17 protein-coding genes are annotated in these 16,703 nt (G+C 45.5%); 5 read left to right on the forward strand and 12 right to left on the reverse strand.

Annotation, left to right across the window (positions count from 1 at the left end; translation table 11 throughout):
* Positions 1–125: 125 nt before the first annotated feature.
* The 6 genes from dapA to DP923_RS14675 all read right to left on the reverse strand — a co-directional run bounded on the left by dapA (position 126) and on the right by DP923_RS14675 (position 6,797).
* On the reverse strand, positions 126–995 hold the full coding sequence (gene dapA / locus DP923_RS14650) for a 4-hydroxy-tetrahydrodipicolinate synthase (protein ID WP_112306604.1): 870 nt from the start codon (positions 993–995) through the stop codon (positions 126–128).
* 145 nt (positions 996–1,140) lie between these two features.
* Positions 1,141–1,872, reverse strand: coding sequence for a LytR/AlgR family response regulator transcription factor (locus tag DP923_RS14655; RefSeq protein WP_112306605.1), 732 nt, complete (start codon positions 1,870–1,872; stop codon positions 1,141–1,143).
* A gap of 4 nt (positions 1,873–1,876) precedes the next feature.
* Complete coding sequence (locus DP923_RS14660) at positions 1,877–2,896, reverse strand: sensor histidine kinase (protein ID WP_112306606.1); 1,020 nt, start codon at positions 2,894–2,896, stop codon at positions 1,877–1,879.
* A gap of 231 nt (positions 2,897–3,127) precedes the next feature.
* A complete protein-coding gene (gene ligA / locus DP923_RS14665) occupies positions 3,128–5,140 on the reverse strand; it encodes an NAD-dependent DNA ligase LigA (RefSeq protein WP_112306607.1) in 2,013 nt (670 codons plus the stop codon).
* A 105-nt stretch (positions 5,141–5,245) separates the two neighbouring features.
* Positions 5,246–5,743, reverse strand: coding sequence for a DUF4920 domain-containing protein (locus DP923_RS14670; RefSeq protein WP_112306608.1), 498 nt, complete (start codon positions 5,741–5,743; stop codon positions 5,246–5,248).
* Positions 5,744–6,215: 472 nt separating this feature from the next.
* Positions 6,216–6,797, reverse strand: coding sequence for a hypothetical protein (locus DP923_RS14675; protein WP_112306609.1), 582 nt, complete (start codon positions 6,795–6,797; stop codon positions 6,216–6,218).
* A 302-nt stretch (positions 6,798–7,099) separates the two neighbouring features.
* On the opposite strand from DP923_RS14675, the gene DP923_RS14680 reads away from it, so the two are divergent.
* Positions 7,100–7,723, forward strand: coding sequence for a cytochrome c oxidase subunit 3 (locus DP923_RS14680; protein ID WP_112306610.1), 624 nt, complete (start codon positions 7,100–7,102; stop codon positions 7,721–7,723).
* Between the two features lie 6 nt (positions 7,724–7,729).
* On the opposite strand, the gene DP923_RS14685 is transcribed toward DP923_RS14680, so the two are convergent.
* On the reverse strand, positions 7,730–8,323 hold the full coding sequence (locus DP923_RS14685) for a hypothetical protein (protein ID WP_112306611.1): 594 nt from the start codon (positions 8,321–8,323) through the stop codon (positions 7,730–7,732).
* 174 nt (positions 8,324–8,497) lie between these two features.
* Here DP923_RS14685 and DP923_RS14690 point away from each other — a divergent pair, with 174 nt between their 5' ends.
* Positions 8,498–8,968, forward strand: coding sequence for a hypothetical protein (locus DP923_RS14690; RefSeq protein WP_239021049.1), 471 nt, complete (start codon positions 8,498–8,500; stop codon positions 8,966–8,968).
* Between the two features lie 79 nt (positions 8,969–9,047).
* Here the strand turns inward: DP923_RS14690 and DP923_RS14695 are convergent, their stop codons facing one another.
* The 3 genes from DP923_RS14695 to DP923_RS14705 form a co-directional block, all read right to left on the reverse strand.
* The gene (locus tag DP923_RS14695) at positions 9,048–9,479 is read right to left on the reverse strand and encodes a DUF2147 domain-containing protein (RefSeq protein ID WP_239021050.1); all 432 of its coding nucleotides are present in this window, start codon (positions 9,477–9,479) and stop codon (positions 9,048–9,050) included.
* A 588-nt stretch (positions 9,480–10,067) separates the two neighbouring features.
* Positions 10,068–10,436: a hypothetical protein gene (locus DP923_RS14700; RefSeq protein ID WP_112306612.1), complete on the reverse strand. Its 369-nt coding sequence runs from the start codon at positions 10,434–10,436 to the stop codon at positions 10,068–10,070.
* A 97-nt stretch (positions 10,437–10,533) separates the two neighbouring features.
* The gene (locus DP923_RS14705) at positions 10,534–11,079 is read right to left on the reverse strand and encodes a C40 family peptidase (RefSeq protein WP_112306613.1); all 546 of its coding nucleotides are present in this window, start codon (positions 11,077–11,079) and stop codon (positions 10,534–10,536) included.
* A gap of 256 nt (positions 11,080–11,335) precedes the next feature.
* Between DP923_RS14705 and DP923_RS14710 the strand changes: the two genes are divergently transcribed.
* Together DP923_RS14710 and DP923_RS14715 are read left to right on the forward strand one after the other, a co-directional pair.
* The gene (locus DP923_RS14710; protein WP_112306614.1) at positions 11,336–11,764 is read left to right on the forward strand and encodes a hypothetical protein; all 429 of its coding nucleotides are present in this window, start codon (positions 11,336–11,338) and stop codon (positions 11,762–11,764) included.
* Positions 11,765–11,857: 93 nt separating this feature from the next.
* Positions 11,858–13,666, forward strand: a complete 1,809-nt coding sequence (locus tag DP923_RS14715; protein ID WP_239021051.1) for a M61 family metallopeptidase — start codon at positions 11,858–11,860, stop codon at positions 13,664–13,666.
* A gap of 76 nt (positions 13,667–13,742) precedes the next feature.
* Here DP923_RS14715 and DP923_RS14720 read toward each other — a convergent pair whose 3' ends face one another.
* Positions 13,743–14,474 (reverse strand): SIMPL domain-containing protein, encoded by a 732-nt coding sequence (locus tag DP923_RS14720; protein WP_112306615.1) that lies wholly within the window; start codon positions 14,472–14,474, stop codon positions 13,743–13,745.
* Between the two features lie 289 nt (positions 14,475–14,763).
* On the opposite strand from DP923_RS14720, the gene DP923_RS14725 reads away from it, so the two are divergent.
* Positions 14,764–15,165 carry a hypothetical protein gene (locus DP923_RS14725; protein WP_125047747.1) on the forward strand — a complete coding sequence of 134 codons (402 nt, stop codon included), beginning with the start codon at positions 14,764–14,766 and terminating at the stop codon, positions 15,163–15,165.
* A 12-nt stretch (positions 15,166–15,177) separates the two neighbouring features.
* On the opposite strand, the gene DP923_RS14730 is transcribed toward DP923_RS14725, so the two are convergent.
* Complete coding sequence (locus DP923_RS14730) at positions 15,178–16,602, reverse strand: Glu/Leu/Phe/Val family dehydrogenase (RefSeq protein ID WP_112306617.1); 1,425 nt, start codon at positions 16,600–16,602, stop codon at positions 15,178–15,180.
* Positions 16,603–16,703: the final 101 nt, after the last annotated feature.

Raw genomic sequence — 16,703 nt, forward strand, 5'->3', positions numbered from 1 at the left:
ATTGAAATTTAGAAAGCAAGCAGGAAGTATAACTCGAATTTATTTTTGCCAAATACCCTGTTTAAAAAACCGGAAGCCAGATACAGCTGTACCTGGCTTCCGGAAGTATAAAGTTGAAGTATAAACTACAGTAATTTAAAAATCCTGTCTTTCAGGCCTGATGTGGCTTCCATTAAAGGCAAACGTACCTGAGCGGTGCAAACGCCGAAACGCTCCAGCACCACTTTTACGCCAACCGGATTGCCTTCTTCGTACATCAGGGGGTTGATGTCCACAAAATTAAGCATCAGCTCAGACGCATCTTTAAAGTTGCCATCCAGCGCCAGCGCCACCATCTTGCAGAACCTGTCCGGAAAAGCGTTGGCCAGCACTGAAATAACACCAACAGCTCCGAACGCAGTCATCGGTACGGTTAGCAGGTCGTCTCCGCTGATCAGCATAAAGTCGTTTGGTTTGTGTTTGGCAATGTGCATGCACTGCTCCAGGTTACCGGAAGCTTCTTTTATGCCGATGATATTTTCGTGTGCAGCCAGGCGCAGTGTAGTTTCCGGTGCCATGTTGCTACCCGTGCGGCCCGGCACATTATAAAGTATAACCGGCACCGGCGATGCGTTGGCCAGCTGAACATAATGCTGGTAAATGCCTTGCTGGGAAGGTTTGTTATAGTAAGGGCTAACTGAAAGTATGGCGGAAACACCGCTCAGGTCAACTTCCTGGAGTGTTTCTAAAAGTTGCATGGTATTGTTTCCGCCCAGGCCATATACCAACGGCACGCGCTGGTTTACGTGTTGCTTTACAAAACGCAGCACTTCGGCTTGTTCGGCTTTGGTGGTGGTTACTGATTCGGCGGTGGTGCCGTTAACAACCAGGTAATTTACGCCGCCATCCATCGTAAAATCGAGCAGTTTACGCAGCGCATCATAATCTACGGCCAGCTCTTTTGTGAAAGGCGTTACCAAGGCTACGCCTGTTCCTTTCAGTTTTTCTTGAATCATGTTTACTAATTACGAATTACGAGGTACGAATTACGAATTATGGATCGACATCTGCAAATGATGCTCATTAAAGCAGCCGACAAGTATGAATTCGTCTCTTCCCTGAATATCCTGACTCAACACTCAAAACTCGCGACTCATAACTTTATTGTATGTTATTTTCTTCTACCCATTTCAGGAACTGCTCTTTGTATACTTCACCGATCGGAATTTCTTTCGGGCCGATGCGGATGCGGCTTTTCTCGATGCTGTCTATTTTTTGAAGCGACACGATAAAGGAGCGGTGCACGCGCAGGAACTTGGAATCCGGCAGTTTCTCCATCATCTTGTTCATCGAAAGCAGGGTGATAATTTTCTGGTCTTTTGTCTGGATGATGATGTAATCTTTCAAACCCTCGATCCACTGGATGTCATTAAAATCGATGCGGATCATTTTATAGTCTGCTTTCACAAACATAAAATCCTGCTCAGGCGTTGGGGCAACCGGCAAAGTATGATTTTCGGAGGATTTGCCGTTGCGCTGCAGGCGTTCCTGGGCTTTGGTTACCGCTTTCAGAAACCGGTCGAAAGGGATAGGCTTCAGCAGGTAATCCACGGCATCCTGGTTAAAACCCTCCAGGGCGTAATCCGGGTAGGCTGTAGTAAAAATGACAAGCGGATGCTGCTTTAATATGTTCAGGAACTGCATACCGGTCAGTTCGGGCATTTCGATATCCAGAAACATCAGGTCGATCTGCTCGGTTTGCAGCACCTGCATGGCTTCTGTGGCACTGGAACAGGTTTGTACCAACTCCAGGAAAGGCAGTTTACTTACATAACTCTCAATTATATCGAGTGCAAGCGGTTCATCATCAATAGCTAAGCAACGTATTTTCATGGGATTATTTTTGGGAGTCAGTAAAGTATAGTTTCAGCGTAGCGTAGAAAGTGCCTTCTTTTTCTTCGAAGGTGAGCTGGTGCTGGTTGGTGTACAGTAGGTTTAAGCGGCGTTTCAGGTTTTCGAGGCCGATGCCGCCAAATTCGCGCTTTTTGTGCGAGCTGGTGTTATTAATAGTGCTAAACAAAAGCGAATCCTCTTTCACGGTCAGGTTAAGAATGATCCCAATCTCGTTCTTGCTTACCAGGCCATGTTTAAACGCGTTTTCGACCAGCGTCATCAGCAACATCGGAGCAATTTGTTTTCCGCTCGGTTCGCCTTCGATGTTAAATTTTATACTTGTCTGTTCGCGTAAGCGCAGCTTTTGCAGGTCTATAAAGTTTTTGATGTGGTCTACTTCCTTCTCCAAAGATACCAGCGCATCGTTGCTCTCATAAAGCATATACCGCATCAGCAGCGACAGTTTCATGATGGCATCCGGCGTTTCGGGGGATTGCTTGTAGGCTAGCGAGTAAATATTGTTTAGGGTATTGAACAGGAAATGCGGGTTCACCTGCGATTTCAGGAAGGCCAGTTCGGCGGCGAGTTTCTGGTTTTCGAGCTCTTTGTTGCGGCGCTCGTTCCGGATATAATTGCCCGTTACTTTTAAACCAGAACTGATAAAACACACGATCAGGCCGCCCAATGCATGCTCGATTAGGCTTTGCTGGGTGTAGATATTCTGAAGCTGCGGATTATAGTCTTTAAAAACCAAGTAATCGAGGGGCGAGCGTACCAGCGCCAGCACAACCAGCGAGCATAAAACAGCCCCGATGTAAAGCAGTACTTTGTCTTTGGCCAGAAAGCGCGGAATCAGCACAAACCAGTTAAAGTAGAAAAGCAGCAACATGAACGCCAGGCCTACAATTACATCCAGGCTTTTACCAAACGACAGGTTGCCGCTCGACTGCAGAGACGTAAAGATCCAGCCTACCAGTATAAGCCAGCACGAAACGTGAACGGCAAGCTGGTAGCGCTTTTTCATGGTGATATCGGGTAAGGTTAAATGGCTGTAGGGCAATGTTTTATATTTTAGATCTACAACTTACTGTTGTGTAGCAAGCCGTATATCTGATTTCTTTATCTCTGAAAGATAAGGATTTCCGCTTATTTTATAAATATAAGTTTACAACAATATACCAACAGCAAAAAGTAAACAACCAACGCCATTTTAAGCCCGATAAGCAGTTAGGTAAAGTATAAAGTATAGCTTCCGTTATTCCCGGATCATACTTAAAAAATCTTCTTCGGAAAGTATGGCGATGCCTAGTTTGGTAGCTTTCTCGAGTTTGGCCGGGCCCATCTTAGCACCTGCTACCAGGTAATTTAGTTTTGCTGAGATAGAACTGACCACTTTGCCGCCATGTGCCTGTATGAGTTGCTGTAATTCTTCGCGGCTTATACTTTCAAAAACACCGGATATCACAAAGGTTTTGCCTTCCAGCTTATCACTTTCAAGTACAAGAACTTCTTTTTCGGATTTAAATTTAAGCCCGGCAGCCTGCAGGCGCTCTACGATGGCTACATGTTCCGGGTCCTGGAAGTAGGCGATAATCGAGTTGGCAATGCGCCCGCCAATTTCATTTACGGCGATCAGTTCTTCGTACGTGGCGCCGCGCAACGCTTGCAGATCAGGGAATTGTTCGGTCAGTTTTTTTGCTACCGTGCTGCCTACTAACCGGATACCCAGCGCAAACAGCACGCGGTCGAATGGCGATTGCTTTGATTTTTCGAGGCTATTTAAAATGTTGTTAGCCGATTTTTCACCCATACGTTCCAGGTTAGCCAGTTGGTCAAACATCAGGTCGTAGAGGTCGGCTACATTGTTCACAAAACCTGCTTTGTAGAGTTGCTCCAATGTTTTAGGGCCAAGTTCATCCACATTCATAGCCTTGCGGCTGATGAAGTGTTCCATCTTCGCCAGCAACTGCGGCTCGCAACCTTTCTCGTTCGGGCAGTAAAAGTGTGCTTCCCCTTCTAGGCGTACCAACGGTGTCTGGCAGGCTGGGCACTCGGTCGGGTACACGATTTCTATGCTGTCGGCAGGGCGTTTGGTTACATCAACACCGGTAATTTTAGGAATTATCTCTCCGCCTTTTTCCACATAAACCGTATCGCCCAGGCGCAGATCGAGGCGCTGAATTTCATTGGCGTTGTGTACCGAGGCGCGCTTTACCACAGTGCCCGCTAAGGTGACAGGCTGTAACAAAGCAACCGGCGTAACGGCTCCGGTGCGCCCGACCTGGTACTGGATGCCGAGCAACTGCGTGGCGGCACTCATGGCCGGGTATTTATACGCAATGGCCCAACGTGGGCTCTTAGAAGTATAACCAAGCTCTTGTTGCAGGGCATAACTGTTCACTTTCACTACCACGCCATCAGTTGCAATGGGCAGTTCAAAACGGCGCGTTTCCCATTCTTTAATGTAGGCCAGCACTTCTTCCACAGATTCGCATTTGCGCCACGTATTCGATACTTTAAATCCCCATCGGTGTATGGCTTCAAGGCTCTCAGAATGAGTATCAAATACCGGTTTATCTGAATGAAAACTATAAGAAAAACAGCCCAGTTTCCGGTAGGCTACAATAGCAGAATCCTGTTGCTTTAAGGTGCCGGAAGCAGCGTTTCTTGGGTTGGCCAGCAACTGGTCGCCGGCTTCTTCGCGCTCGGCATTCAGTTGTTCAAATACAGGCAACGGCAGAAAAACCTCGCCACGTACTTCAAACAGTTCGGGGTAATCCTGGCCATGCACCTGCAACGGAACATCCCGGATGGTACGCACATTGGCCGTTATATTATCGCCGCGCGTGCCATCGCCACGGGTGGCGCCCTGCACAAAATTGCCGTTTTCATACTTTAGGCTGATAGCGACACCGTCAAACTTCTGCTCACACACATACTCTACCTGCTCACCAATGGCCTTGCGTACCCGGTTATCGAACTCACGTAAATCTTCTTCCGAATAGGTATTGCCCAGCGATAGCATAGGCCAGGTATGGTGCACCGTTTCGAAGTTTTTAGTGATACTGCCGCCCACACGCTGGGTAGGGGAGTTGGGCTGGCGCAGATCCGGGTACTGCTCTTCCAGGTCCTGAAGCCGTTTCAGTAGCTGGTCAAACTCAAAATCGGATACCTCCGAAATGCTGTTCTGGTAATACTGGTAATTAAGGTAGTTGATGCGTTGGGTAAGCTCGTTTATTTCCTGAACCGGATCTGTTGCTGGCGTCATGCTAAAGGTCTGTTTATACGTCGTAAAAATAGGCAACAGCCTGTATACTTGCACAGGCTGTTGCCTATTTTAGTTTACTCCAAAAAAAGGTTTGCTGTAATCCTTTTATTTCAGAATCACGCCATCTGCTACAAAGCGCAGTTCTTGTTTTGGCTGTGTGATCAGGGCAACTTCTGCATCTGTTTTGCCGGCGTCTTTGGCGTAATGCTGCTGGTCTGCTACCGAGATAAGCTCTTGTTTGGCTGTGCCGGTAAATACCGCTGTTCGGCCTTTCAGGTCTTCGATCGGAAGGAAGAAGCCATAATCCCGGAACGTTACTTTCATACTGTTGCCATCTGCCAGTTTCACATCCATCCAGCAGCCTTTTGCCTGGCAGCTTTCCACTACTTCGGCCGCGACGGTAGCCTGTATCGAATCCTGACCTGCCACCTGTTTCACCAGTTCGGTAGGGGCAATGGCCTCGCCTTCTTCAACGGAAGCACCAAACCTGTTTGTGTTGGCTGTAGTGGATTGTTCAGTTGCTGGCTCTGTGGTGTTTGTGGTCGCTTGCTTGCAACCGTAAAACGATAACAGGGCAGTAAATAAAAGCAAGGTCTTCTTCATAGTGGATGGTGTGTTTGAGACAAAGTAAATATAAGCTTTACCCAAAACATTAAAAATTTATTCACCCAAAAGTAACTGTCCTGATCTTGGGTAATAAGTGTAATTAGTAGTTATACTTTTGATTATCAATTTTATATGATTGTTAATGCTAAGTATAAATTCAGCTACTAATTATGTGATAATAGGAGCAACAGGGTAGCTTAACCTTTCCAGAATAAGCTGAGAAAGTTTAGAGGATGGGTTTGGTCAATTGATTTTCAGGAGGCTATAGGAAACCTTTACTGGCCTAGTTGCATAAGCTGCTTGAACTCCGCTTTTTTAAAGCCATACTTTCATCATGCTGTAAAGTGGCGTATAAATCGACAAAGTATAAGATGTGTAAAAATTGTATAGTGTACTTTACTTGTTTCTTTTATTCAAGTATATAGAGTGATCTATATTAAGTTATACTTTAAGTATAGGTTAGCGCTGTTTAACGTGTGGGCGGGCGGGCCCAGCGGGCACTTCGGATCGTTAGGCCAACACGGCCTGTGAGGAGGGGAAGGTACTTGGCCGGTATACTTGCCTGAAAATTTTCGAGCAGCAGGTTAAGCGTTGTTCCGAAGATAATGGCGTTCTCGTCTGGTGAAAACTGGATAGCTGCTACAGTCTCGTTGGTAACGCCTTGTAACATTATACTTATCTGGCTGTTTATGGTTTGCGGGTAAGGCGTCCGGGAATTTATTTTTTCGATGGGCACTGCAATTGAAAAGAACAGCTCCGGGTATTTGGCCCCGTACAAAACTTCATAAGCCATGGTGGCAGGTAAAGTATCCGAAGCAGGCAACAGGTTGGCCAGGTTAAGCCGGCATTCCAGCTTCTGGGTTTGCCGGTTATAAAATACGAGCAGGTCCGATGAAGTGAAATTGTAGGGTTGCGCCACCCCTTCCAATGTAAGTAAAATGTTGTTGCCACTTGTGTAATTAACTACAGGCTGGGCCAGCACCTTGGGCGGTAATAACAGTGCGCCAAAAAGCAGAAGCGGAAGAAAGAAAGTATGGTAAAGTTTTTTCATAGGGAAGCTCGGTTATAAAAAGTGACTTTAATTTTGTGTAACGCAAGATCAGGAGATAAGGTCTTATAATGCAACAGGTTATAAGCATGTTTTTTCCGGGATCAGAAGTATAAGTAACAGGGCGGGGCAATTGTTCAGATATTAAGGGGATAATGTGCCGGCAGGTAAATTATAAGTGCAAATCGTACAACCATGCAACCGTGCTTGGGGTATAAAAGTACTAGAAGATAAACTGCGTTATTTACACCTTACACCATGCGCGAGGTAACTTCCCTAAGCCACCACAAGTTGAACTGAAAGGGATGAATCAAGACAAAAAAAATAAAGTAGATTCGAGACAACGCTCGGCCTTTGGCAACATCGAACAAATGCACCCGCTGCGCATGCTCCTGTACCTGAGCATGATGGGCATTAGCATGCTTTTCTTAATATTGATCATCGCTTTCGCACAATCGGGCGGATTTTCTACAGGTTTTAAGCTGCCCAAGTTTTTCAGTATCAGTACGCTGCTGCTTTTATTCAGCAGTTATACTTTAGGCCAGGTAGAACGCCTTTATAAAAAAGACAAACTCAAACGGATGTCCAAATACTTGGGGCTAACGTTGCTGCTTGGGTTGTTTTTTATCGGGGCACAACTAATGGGCTGGCGGGAGCTGGAGGCGTCCGGTTTATACTTTACGGGCAAAGCAGCCAGCACTTATCTTTACCTGATTTCGGCACTCCATATTTTACACTTGCTGGGCGGGGTCATCTTCCTTTCTTTCCTGTTCTTTAAAACAGTGCATATGGCCTCGGATAGTGTACGTACTCTTATCTTTATCCGCGATCCGTACAGAAGGCTACAGCTCTCGATGCTGCGCAGTTACTGGCACTTCATGGATTTTCTGTGGCTGGGTTTATACCTGGTTTTCCTGTCGATGTCGTGATAAAGTTTATACTTCACCTTGGCGCGGGTGCAGGACCTTTTCGATCAGATCAGTAAAAGTCAGCACTTCCGAAAAATACGGGTCGGTATATGCGTTTGCTGAAAGGCGGATGTAGCCCGGTTTGTTATTCACCTTCACATAATCCAGGGCAATGTTTCCGTAGCGCTGGTTAAAAAGGCTGGTGCCAGCCACATCTTTAGCGGGCGGTACGAGCAGGTATTTCTCTACTTGTTCTGTGTAGCGTTCGTGCTGCAATTCGCGCTTATCGGCACAATGCATGGTGTATTCCTGCAGCAATACCTGCTCTTTCAGGTACTCAAACAAGTATAAAAAATCTGTTGGCTTGATGGTCGTATCATAGAAAAGGATCAGGCTTTGGCGGTTTCCTTCCGTCATGTACTGCACCCTTAGATTGGTTGGCAGGCCTGCTAACTGGTAATGGAACGTCTTAAAAAAAGAAGCAGCCAACTGTGGTATAGCGCCACTGGTAACTGCGGCCTGGTAGCCAGCCCTGAAACCGGAACTGCGACGGAGCGTGGTACACGTTGAAGAAATTCCGGCAGACCCCAACAATCGTTTTAGAAATTCGTTAAACGGCATTTGATATTTTACCTAAAACAAATTTTGTTTTAAATAGTTTAGCTGCAAATTAGGTACTTCTGCTTTATCCAGAAATAAGTATCCGTAAAATCACTCTTACAACAAACTTAACTTCATAACAAAGGAACGTAAACGGCTTAGACTGAGCTGCTGTTTTCCTGACCAGATAGCACTATGGAATATATGTTGACACAAGAACTCGAAACTAAGAAAAAATTGCTTCAGGAGTGCACCAGGCTCATGAACGACCAGATAAAAGCGGCCAAAGATGCTATGGACGTTGCGCAGGAAAGCGCAAACGAGCACCAGGGAGCCATGGAAGATAAGTTTGAGTCTTTTCGGGAGGCCTGCCAGATACAGCGCGATATGTATGCGCGCCAGCTGGATGAGTTGCTTTCTACCATGGCCGTGCTGAAGCGCATTAATGTAACCAAAGCAAACCATGATATATCGCTGGGTGCTGTGGTGCATACCGAGCTTCAGAATTATTTTATCGGCGTTAGCCTGGGAGAGGTGAAGATTGATGGCGAATCATACTTTGCTATTTCCGGCATGTCGCCGTTATACAAGGTGATGGCCGGAAAAGTGGCCGGCGATACCTTTACGTTCCGTGATAAAGAATATAAAATACTTCAGGTAGATTAAAGTATACTTGCTGCACGCTCTAAAACAAAAAAGGTTGGCCCGTAAAAGCCAACCTTTTTTGTTAATAAATTATGTGTGGTTACTGAACGCGGGTCCAGTGCTGGGTTCTGCCTATTAGTGAAATGCCGATATAGCCTTTCACTTCCATTTTATCATTGCCGTTCATTTTCATGTAGCAGGCATAGGTTTTGCCACTTTCCGGATCGTAGATCGTGCCATCATCCCATTTGTTATCACCGTCATACTTAAAGCCTTTCATAAACTCCAAGCCTTGCAACGGACGTGTAGCCAGTTTTTTGTTCGGGTTATTCTCGTCTACTTTCGGTTTGCCGTTCTTTAACGGTTCTTTCAGGGTTACCAATTTCCCGCACAGCTTATCGCCGCACTTGTAGATCTCGAATTTGGCTTTGCCGTCTTCATTTGTCCATATGCCAACCGGGGAGAGCTTCTGAGCCCACGCAACAGATGCAAACAGCATGAGCACAACAAAGGTGAACAGGTGCTTTTTCATGATGATAATGTTTTAGTTTAGTAAAGGTTTTGTAAGGTAATAAATTATTTAATTCGGATGATACAATTTTCGACCCATTTATAGATTCATTTGAAAAAAATTAAAAAATAAATGCCAGATTAATTTCTACACAGCATTTATACTTATTAATTTTTATATCTGTCTGAGGTTTAGGAGGATGCAACGGGTCGCTTGCGGGAGGGATTGTTAAAACATTTTTATTGAAAAATATCCGCAAATCCTTGTGAACTTTTTACTATTCTTTTAGCTTTAAGAAACAGTAGCGGGTGCTACGCCCCTCATGTAAAGTCTGCTCAACACAGGCTGGCAATCAGGGATTATGTCGAACTTAAAAGAAGGGAGGTGCTATGTCTAATCCATCAGACGTCTTAGTAAGCCGAGGTAATATTGTTCACTTTAATTGTGGGCTGGCTTAGTAAGCAGTACCCTTACTGCTTGCGCAGTAATATTGCCTTTTTTTGGTCTTCGGATGATGCACACCAATAGTGTATCGCTTGCTGAGGTAAAGAAGGATTCTTGGAACGCGTGATGTATCTTGACGGGCTACATCGCGCGTTCTTTTTTTATTTACAGATCTTCTTTGTAAAGCGTGTTATCGCGCTGCCGGCGTTCCCGCACAAAACTCCCCACATAAAATAATGTTGCTATAAAACAGCTAAGCCCCATCACCAGGAAAGCCGGCTGCTCGTTCTCCCAGCTAAATAATTCGGGCTCAAACAACAGCATAAAATATATACCAGCAAGCAGGGTAATAGCTGTAATAGTATGTAGCACAAAACGGTTGTGCCTGCGCAAATGATAGGTAAACAGTAAAAGAATAACACCCAGCAGCGGTGCAATCAGCATTTCAATAACAGGATGGAGGGCATAGCTGATAAGCCCGGCCAGTAGCAGAACAAGCGCATTCAGTGCGTTTACGGTGTAAGATGGTAGCATACGTAATAACCTTTAAATGAAAAAAGTACCGAACTATGAAGTTCGGTACTTTTTTACGTCGTATTAGCACGAATGTATACTTCGAATTTACAAGCGGTTATAATACCCTCCTGATTCCCAGAAAACGATCGTTGTAACGGGTGCCTTCCACTTTACTGATTTTAACACCACCGTTAGAAGATGAATGTATAAACGAGATGGTATCGTTAGCTGTAGAAAGTATGATGCCGGTATGGCCCGGCGTTCTGACGCTCAGGTTAGTGCCGGTAAAAATGATAATGTCTCCTGCCTGGGCTGCTGCTTTTGTAACCGATACTCCTTCTTTGGCCTGCAAAGCAGACGAATGCGGCACTTTTATACTTTCAGAAGCAAATACGTGTGTTACAAATCCGGAGCAATCAAAGCCGGTTTCCGGCGTGATGCCTGTATAAGTATAAGGCGTTCCCAACAAAGTATGGGCATATGTTAAAAGCTCCTTTGCCGTATCAGCTGCCGGGGCCAGCGTAACAGGCTCTATTGTTTCCGGTGCGGGCGTTTTAGTTATTTCATACTTTTCAGGTGCTGCAAACTGTATAGGCCTGGCATAAGCCATTACAAGTAAAAGCAATAAAGGGGCGAGTATCAGCAAATGTATCTTTTTCATAGGTCAGGTTAATGGTTGCAGGCCTGTACTTTCTAAAACCATGCCACAGGCAAATGTTCTGGCTTTTTACTGGGCTCTGGTTATCAATAACCATAACATTTTAACCGCACTAAATAGTTTACCTTCCAATAGTATCGTTCTGCCAGTGGTTTAGCATCATTCACAATAAACTATATTCAAATGAAACAAATGTTGTTAAGTTTTTAATTATAAGTATAAATAATTGCAATCTTTTAAATTGGGAGAAGTATGTAGCATGATATTAAAGTATAACGCCGAGTCTATAGAAGTAACCTGCAACACTGAGCAGAAAAGAATTTTCATCAGAATAATAAGTGCTTTCACAACAGATGATTTCAAAAGAAGCCTGTTGCAAGCGCTTGAGTGCGCTAAAGCCAACCATATAAAAGAATGGCTCCTTGATTTTAAGGCAATAGGCAAACTGGAAGAAGAAGAAGAAGCCTGGATCTATTCCACTTTTTTTCCGCAACTGATGATACAGCTGGGCTCGGATAACTTTATGGCCATGCTCCTTTCCGAAAGCTGCTACCAGCACTTACTTGCAGAGGTAGGGAAGCTAGGGCTGATGAGCTGCAACACGTTTATAAAATTCAATAATTTTTGCGAAGAGCAGGAAGCACTGGCCTGGCTGGATGCGGCAAAATCCAGGACTTTGCAATCGTAATTCCTTTGTTTTTGGGAAAGTAAAAGGCTCTATTTTGAAAAGCAGGTTAATTATCGTAAAATGCTTTTTAATGTTTAACCATAAAGCCTTACTATGCTCTTCCAAAAGCGTATCAAACTAATCTTACTATTTACTTTCTGGGTTCTTGCCATAGCCGGCAACGCCGCCTTTGCCGCAGATCTGAAGTATACCTTGCGGATGCCGGAACCCCACACACATTATTTTGAGGTAGAAGCAGAGCTATCCGGCGCGCGCAAAAAGTACATCGATTTTGTAATGCCTGTCTGGGCGCCGGGCTCGTACCTGGTGCGCGAGTTTTCTAAAAACGTAGAAAGCGTAACTGCCACAGACAAAGCCGGCCAAACCCTTCGCTCCGAAAAAATAAACAAAAACACCTGGCGCGTGTACAGTAACCGCGCCGACCTAGTACGCCTGAAGTATAAAGTGTATGCTTTTGAGCTGTCGGTTCGTACCAGTTTTCTGGATGCTTCGCATGGCTACGTGAACGGAACCAGCATTTTTATGTACCCTGATGGCTATAAAAACCAGTCCGGCACTCTGAAAGTGGAACCTTATCAGGGTTGGGATAAAGTATCCACAGGTTTAAAAAGCACTGCTAAGTTTACCTATACTTTCCCGGATTACGATGTGCTGGCAGATTCTCCCTTGGAAATTGGTACGCACGAAGTATACAACTTTACGGCTCAGGGTGTGCCCCACGAAGTAGCCATGTATGGCGGCGGAAACTATGAGCCCAAAAAGCTGATGGCTGATATGCAGAAAGTGGTGGAAGAATCGATTAAAATTTTCGGTAAGCTACCCGTAGATCGCTATGTATTTATCGTGCATAACCTGAACCGTGGCGGTGGTGGCCTGGAGCACCTCAACTCCACTACGTTGCAAACTTCCCGTTGGAACTATACTTCGGAGAGTGCCTATAACGGTTTCTTAAGCCTGGTTGCACACGAGTATTTTCACCTCTGGAACGTAAAACGCCTGCGCCCGGCACCACTTGGGCCCTTTGATTATACCAAAGAAAATTACACGCGCCTGCTGTGGGTATCGGAAGGAATTACGAGTTATTACGATGATCTGATCGTGCGCCGTGCCGGCTATACAGCCCCGAAGCAGTACCTTGATATTGTGGCCGGAAGTATAAATTCAGTGGAGAACACGCCGGGCAATAAAATTCAGCCGGTGTCCGAGTCCAGCTTTGATGCCTGGATAAAGTACTACCGCCGCAACGAAAACTCAAATAACGCCGAAGTATCGTACTACACCAAAGGAGGTGTTTTAGGGCATCTGCTTAACATGGAAATCATGAAAAGCACACAGGGCGAGAAAAGCCTGGATGATGTGATGCGGGCGATGTATGCACGCTATTACGAAAAGCTGGACCGTGGTTTTACCGAAACCGAATTTAAAGAAGAGCTGGCCAAAGCAGCCGGCAAAAGTATGGATGCGTTCTTTAATGATTTCGTGAACGGTACCAAAACGCCGGATTACAACGCTTACTTTGAGGCAGCCGGTTTACGGGTTACAAACCAGAATGCTAACAGAAACGAACCAAGTTGGGGAGCCGCTACATCGGTGAGCGCCGGCAAAGTAATGGTAACGGGCGTTAGCCGTGGCTCCAGTGTCTGGGAAGGCGGCCTTAACGTAAACGACGAGATAATTGCAATAAACGGTTACCGCACCGAAAGTGACATCCGTAATGTAGTTGCGGCGCTTAAGATAGGAGAGAAGGCTGAAGTTGTTGTAGCCCGCGACGGTAAATTACAGACCCTGCAGGTACCTATCCTGAAAGACCAAAGTATAAAGTATGTACTTGAGCGCGTAGAGAACCCGACTGCCGTGCAAACGAAGATCTACAACAAATGGCTGGGTATAACCGGCTCTTAAAGTTTAAAAACGAAGTATAAAAAAGCGGCGCTGCAAGTTAAACTGCAGCGCCGCTTTTTTATACGTTATACTTTGCTTAATCCAGCCTAAAAGACGCGTTAACGACAGCAGTTATTTCTTTTTCGATAGACGAGACATCGTTAATGCCGTAATCCGAGATCATATTCGAGTTTACCGGTGTTATCTGGATCACGCCCATCCGGGCATTGGAAATAGGGCCGAGGTCGCTACCGGTTGCTTCTGCTATTTTGCGGGCGCGGTTCAGCGCATCTTTTGCCGCATCGGCTTGTATCTCGATCTTCAGTTCGGCAAGCTTAGTATAATAGTATTCAGGCGGGTTTACCGAGAAACTGATGCCCTTGTTAACGAGCGACGTAATATCCAGCGAAACTTGTTTTATCTTGTTCACATCCCCGGATTTTACATCTATACTTTGGTTGGCGGTATAGTACATGATCCTGCTGGTGGGGTAGCCTTGCTGGCTCATTTCATAAACCGGGTTCAGGTTAATGGTAGTTTGGTTCACGTCTTTATCCGGGAAGCCCTGGCTGGCAATGTAGGCCAGTACCTGCGGCCGCTGACTTAAAAGCGTTTGATAAGCTACTTCGGCTGTAGGGCCCGATACCTGCAGCGTACCGCGTAAAATACCCAGATCAGATTGTATTTCGCGTTTGGCGGAGCCGGTTACGGTGATGGTCTGGTTGGCCTGGTCACGTGCTTTCCAGATCATCGTAAAAATAAGCATACAGATGATCAGGCTCGCGCCTAATATCGCGACCGGTAGTATAAAAGGATTATACTTTTTCATAGTTGGTGAAGCGAATTAAAAAATACTTTTTGATGGGTATGGACTGTGTACAAGTATAAAGCGAACAGGTTACGATTTTTATTTTTGGAGGCATCCATCTTAAAACAATACAATACCAAGTATAATTAAAAAAACACACAAATACTTTAGATCTTTGAAATAAATGGTTTGTACATTCAGAAATTACTATTTAATTGCGAACTTGTTTTAAACTAAATTGTATTAAATGTATTTGGTGATACACGAAACACCATTTGTTGAAGTGGCACATGTTAATAGGGCGGAAGCCTTGATAATCAGGTGGAAAGTGCAGCCGGATGATTGCTCATTCAGGGAAACGTACCTGAAGTGTTCCGAATACGTGATGGCAAACCAGCCCTTAACGTATTTCTGTACCGACCTTACACTGATAGGCTCTTTGGAACGGGAATATGAAGCCTGGCTCGCCATTGAGTTTTATCCTGAATTTTATAGAAAGATACAGAAGACGATTTATGCGGCAGTTGTATTTTCAGAAGACCACTTTAAGGCGTTAATCGTAAACTATCAGCTCCCGGCAGATAGCCAGGCGCACGCTGCCATTCATTTTAACTATTTCACTTCGCAGGAAGAGGCGTGGTTTTGGCTGGAAAGTATAAAAAAAGGCCATGATACAGCTGTGCTGCCCATGGCCCATGAATTTTTGATCTGATACTTTTGTAGCTTACGGAAATATTCCCAGCGATTCGTAACTCACCCCGATCTTCTCGATGGCCAGCAGGAAGGCTGCTGTTCTCATGTCTGAGATATTTTTCTGGCGCATCACATTCCTAATTTCATGATACGCATTGATCATCGTATCCTCTAATCCGGAACGTACCAGGTCAACTTCATCAGCGCCTTGCGTTAACAGAGCTCGCTCCTGGGCTGTTATACTTTTACCGGATGTTAGTTCGATGGCATCTACCAGTTTACGGTAGCTGGCTTCTTCGGCACGTTTGCCCATTCTGCCAAAACGCACATTCGACAGGTTTTTAAGCCACTCAAAATAAGATACGGTAACGCCACCGGCGTTTAAGTACAAATCCGGAATTACGATAATGCCATTGCTTAGCAAAACCTGCTCGGCTTCTCGGGTTACAGGTCCGTTGGCTCCTTCCGCTACTATTTTAGCTTTGATGTTAGCTGCGTTCTGGTCGTTTATCTGGTTTTCGAGTGCGGCCGGTATCAGGATATCACATTCCATTTCCAGCAAATCCAGTGAATTCTCGATGTTCCGGCTGTTCGCGAAGTTCAGAATGGAGCCTGTTTCGGTGCGATGCTTGAAAGCTTCTGCTACATCAATGCCGTCCGGGTTATAAATACCGCCCTCACGCTCGGCGATGCCGATAATCAAAGCGCCATCCTGCTGGCAATAGGCCGCAGAATGATAGCCCACGTTACCAAGGCCCTGCACAATAATGCGCTTGCCCTGCAGGGTGGTGCCTGTTATGCCCGTATCTTTCAGGAGGTCTGTATCCGCTAGTGCTTCGCGTATGCCAAAGTATACGCCAAGTCCTGTCGCATCGGCTCGCCCTCTGATACCGCCCTGGCCTACAGGTTTACCTGTTACGCAACCCAGCGCATTGGTTTCGCCATATTTTAAAGCCTGATACGTATCGGCTATCCAGGCCATTTCGCGGCTGCCTGTGCCGTAATCCGGAGCCGGAACATCTGTTGCCGGGCCGATCAGGTTTTTCTTTATAAGTTCGGCTGCATAGCGGCGGGTAACTTTTTCGAGTGTTTTAACCGAAGAGGTGCGGGGATTAATTTTAACGCCGCCTTTCGCACCGCCAAAAGGCACATCTACCACGGCACATTTAAAGGTCATCAGGGTGGCAAGCGCTTTTACTTCGTCCTCATCTACCTGCATGCTAAACCGGATACCACCTTTGGAGGGTAATTTGTGCTGGCTGTGCTGTACCCGGATGCCTTCGAATACTTCTATCTTGCCATCCACCTCAACAGGAAAAGAAATTTTGTACACGCTGTTGCATGCTTTTATTTGTGCCAGTATACCGGGGTCTAACCTTGAAAAGCTGGCAGCATGATCAAAAAACTGGTGAACGCTTTCTAAGAATTTACTGCCTTCGTGAGGGTCTGTAGCCATATATCTGAACTTTTTAGTGAGAGAAAATAACTATCTACTCAACGGTTCCTGTGTTGTTTTGTTCGGGATGGTGAAAGCATACAACATATAAAGGACTCTTT

This window comes from Pontibacter arcticus (assembly GCF_003284895.1).
Classification (GTDB): domain Bacteria; phylum Bacteroidota; class Bacteroidia; order Cytophagales; family Hymenobacteraceae; genus Pontibacter; species Pontibacter arcticus.

Excerpts from the sequence above, each read along its gene's own strand:
- dapA (WP_112306604.1), bottom strand. The coding sequence starts at position 995 with ATGATTCAAGAAAAACTGAAAGGAACAGGCGTAGCCTTGGTAACGCCT.
- DP923_RS14655 (WP_112306605.1), bottom strand. The coding sequence starts at position 1,872 with ATGAAAATACGTTGCTTAGCTATTGATGATGAACCGCTTGCACTCGAT.
- DP923_RS14660 (WP_112306606.1), bottom strand. The coding sequence starts at position 2,896 with ATGAAAAAGCGCTACCAGCTTGCCGTTCACGTTTCGTGCTGGCTTATA.
- ligA (WP_112306607.1), bottom strand. The coding sequence starts at position 5,140 with ATGACGCCAGCAACAGATCCGGTTCAGGAAATAAACGAGCTTACCCAA.
- DP923_RS14670 (WP_112306608.1), bottom strand. The coding sequence starts at position 5,743 with ATGAAGAAGACCTTGCTTTTATTTACTGCCCTGTTATCGTTTTACGGT.
- DP923_RS14675 (WP_112306609.1), bottom strand. The coding sequence starts at position 6,797 with ATGAAAAAACTTTACCATACTTTCTTTCTTCCGCTTCTGCTTTTTGGC.
- DP923_RS14680 (WP_112306610.1), top strand. The coding sequence starts at position 7,100 with ATGAATCAAGACAAAAAAAATAAAGTAGATTCGAGACAACGCTCGGCC.
- DP923_RS14685 (WP_112306611.1), bottom strand. The coding sequence starts at position 8,323 with ATGCCGTTTAACGAATTTCTAAAACGATTGTTGGGGTCTGCCGGAATT.
- DP923_RS14690 (WP_239021049.1), top strand. The coding sequence starts at position 8,498 with ATGGAATATATGTTGACACAAGAACTCGAAACTAAGAAAAAATTGCTT.
- DP923_RS14695 (WP_239021050.1), bottom strand. The coding sequence starts at position 9,479 with ATGAAAAAGCACCTGTTCACCTTTGTTGTGCTCATGCTGTTTGCATCT.
- DP923_RS14700 (WP_112306612.1), bottom strand. The coding sequence starts at position 10,436 with ATGCTACCATCTTACACCGTAAACGCACTGAATGCGCTTGTTCTGCTA.
- DP923_RS14705 (WP_112306613.1), bottom strand. The coding sequence starts at position 11,079 with ATGAAAAAGATACATTTGCTGATACTCGCCCCTTTATTGCTTTTACTT.
- DP923_RS14710 (WP_112306614.1), top strand. The coding sequence starts at position 11,336 with ATGATATTAAAGTATAACGCCGAGTCTATAGAAGTAACCTGCAACACT.
- DP923_RS14715 (WP_239021051.1), top strand. The coding sequence starts at position 11,858 with ATGCTCTTCCAAAAGCGTATCAAACTAATCTTACTATTTACTTTCTGG.
- DP923_RS14720 (WP_112306615.1), bottom strand. The coding sequence starts at position 14,474 with ATGAAAAAGTATAATCCTTTTATACTACCGGTCGCGATATTAGGCGCG.
- DP923_RS14730 (WP_112306617.1), bottom strand. The coding sequence starts at position 16,602 with ATGGCTACAGACCCTCACGAAGGCAGTAAATTCTTAGAAAGCGTTCAC.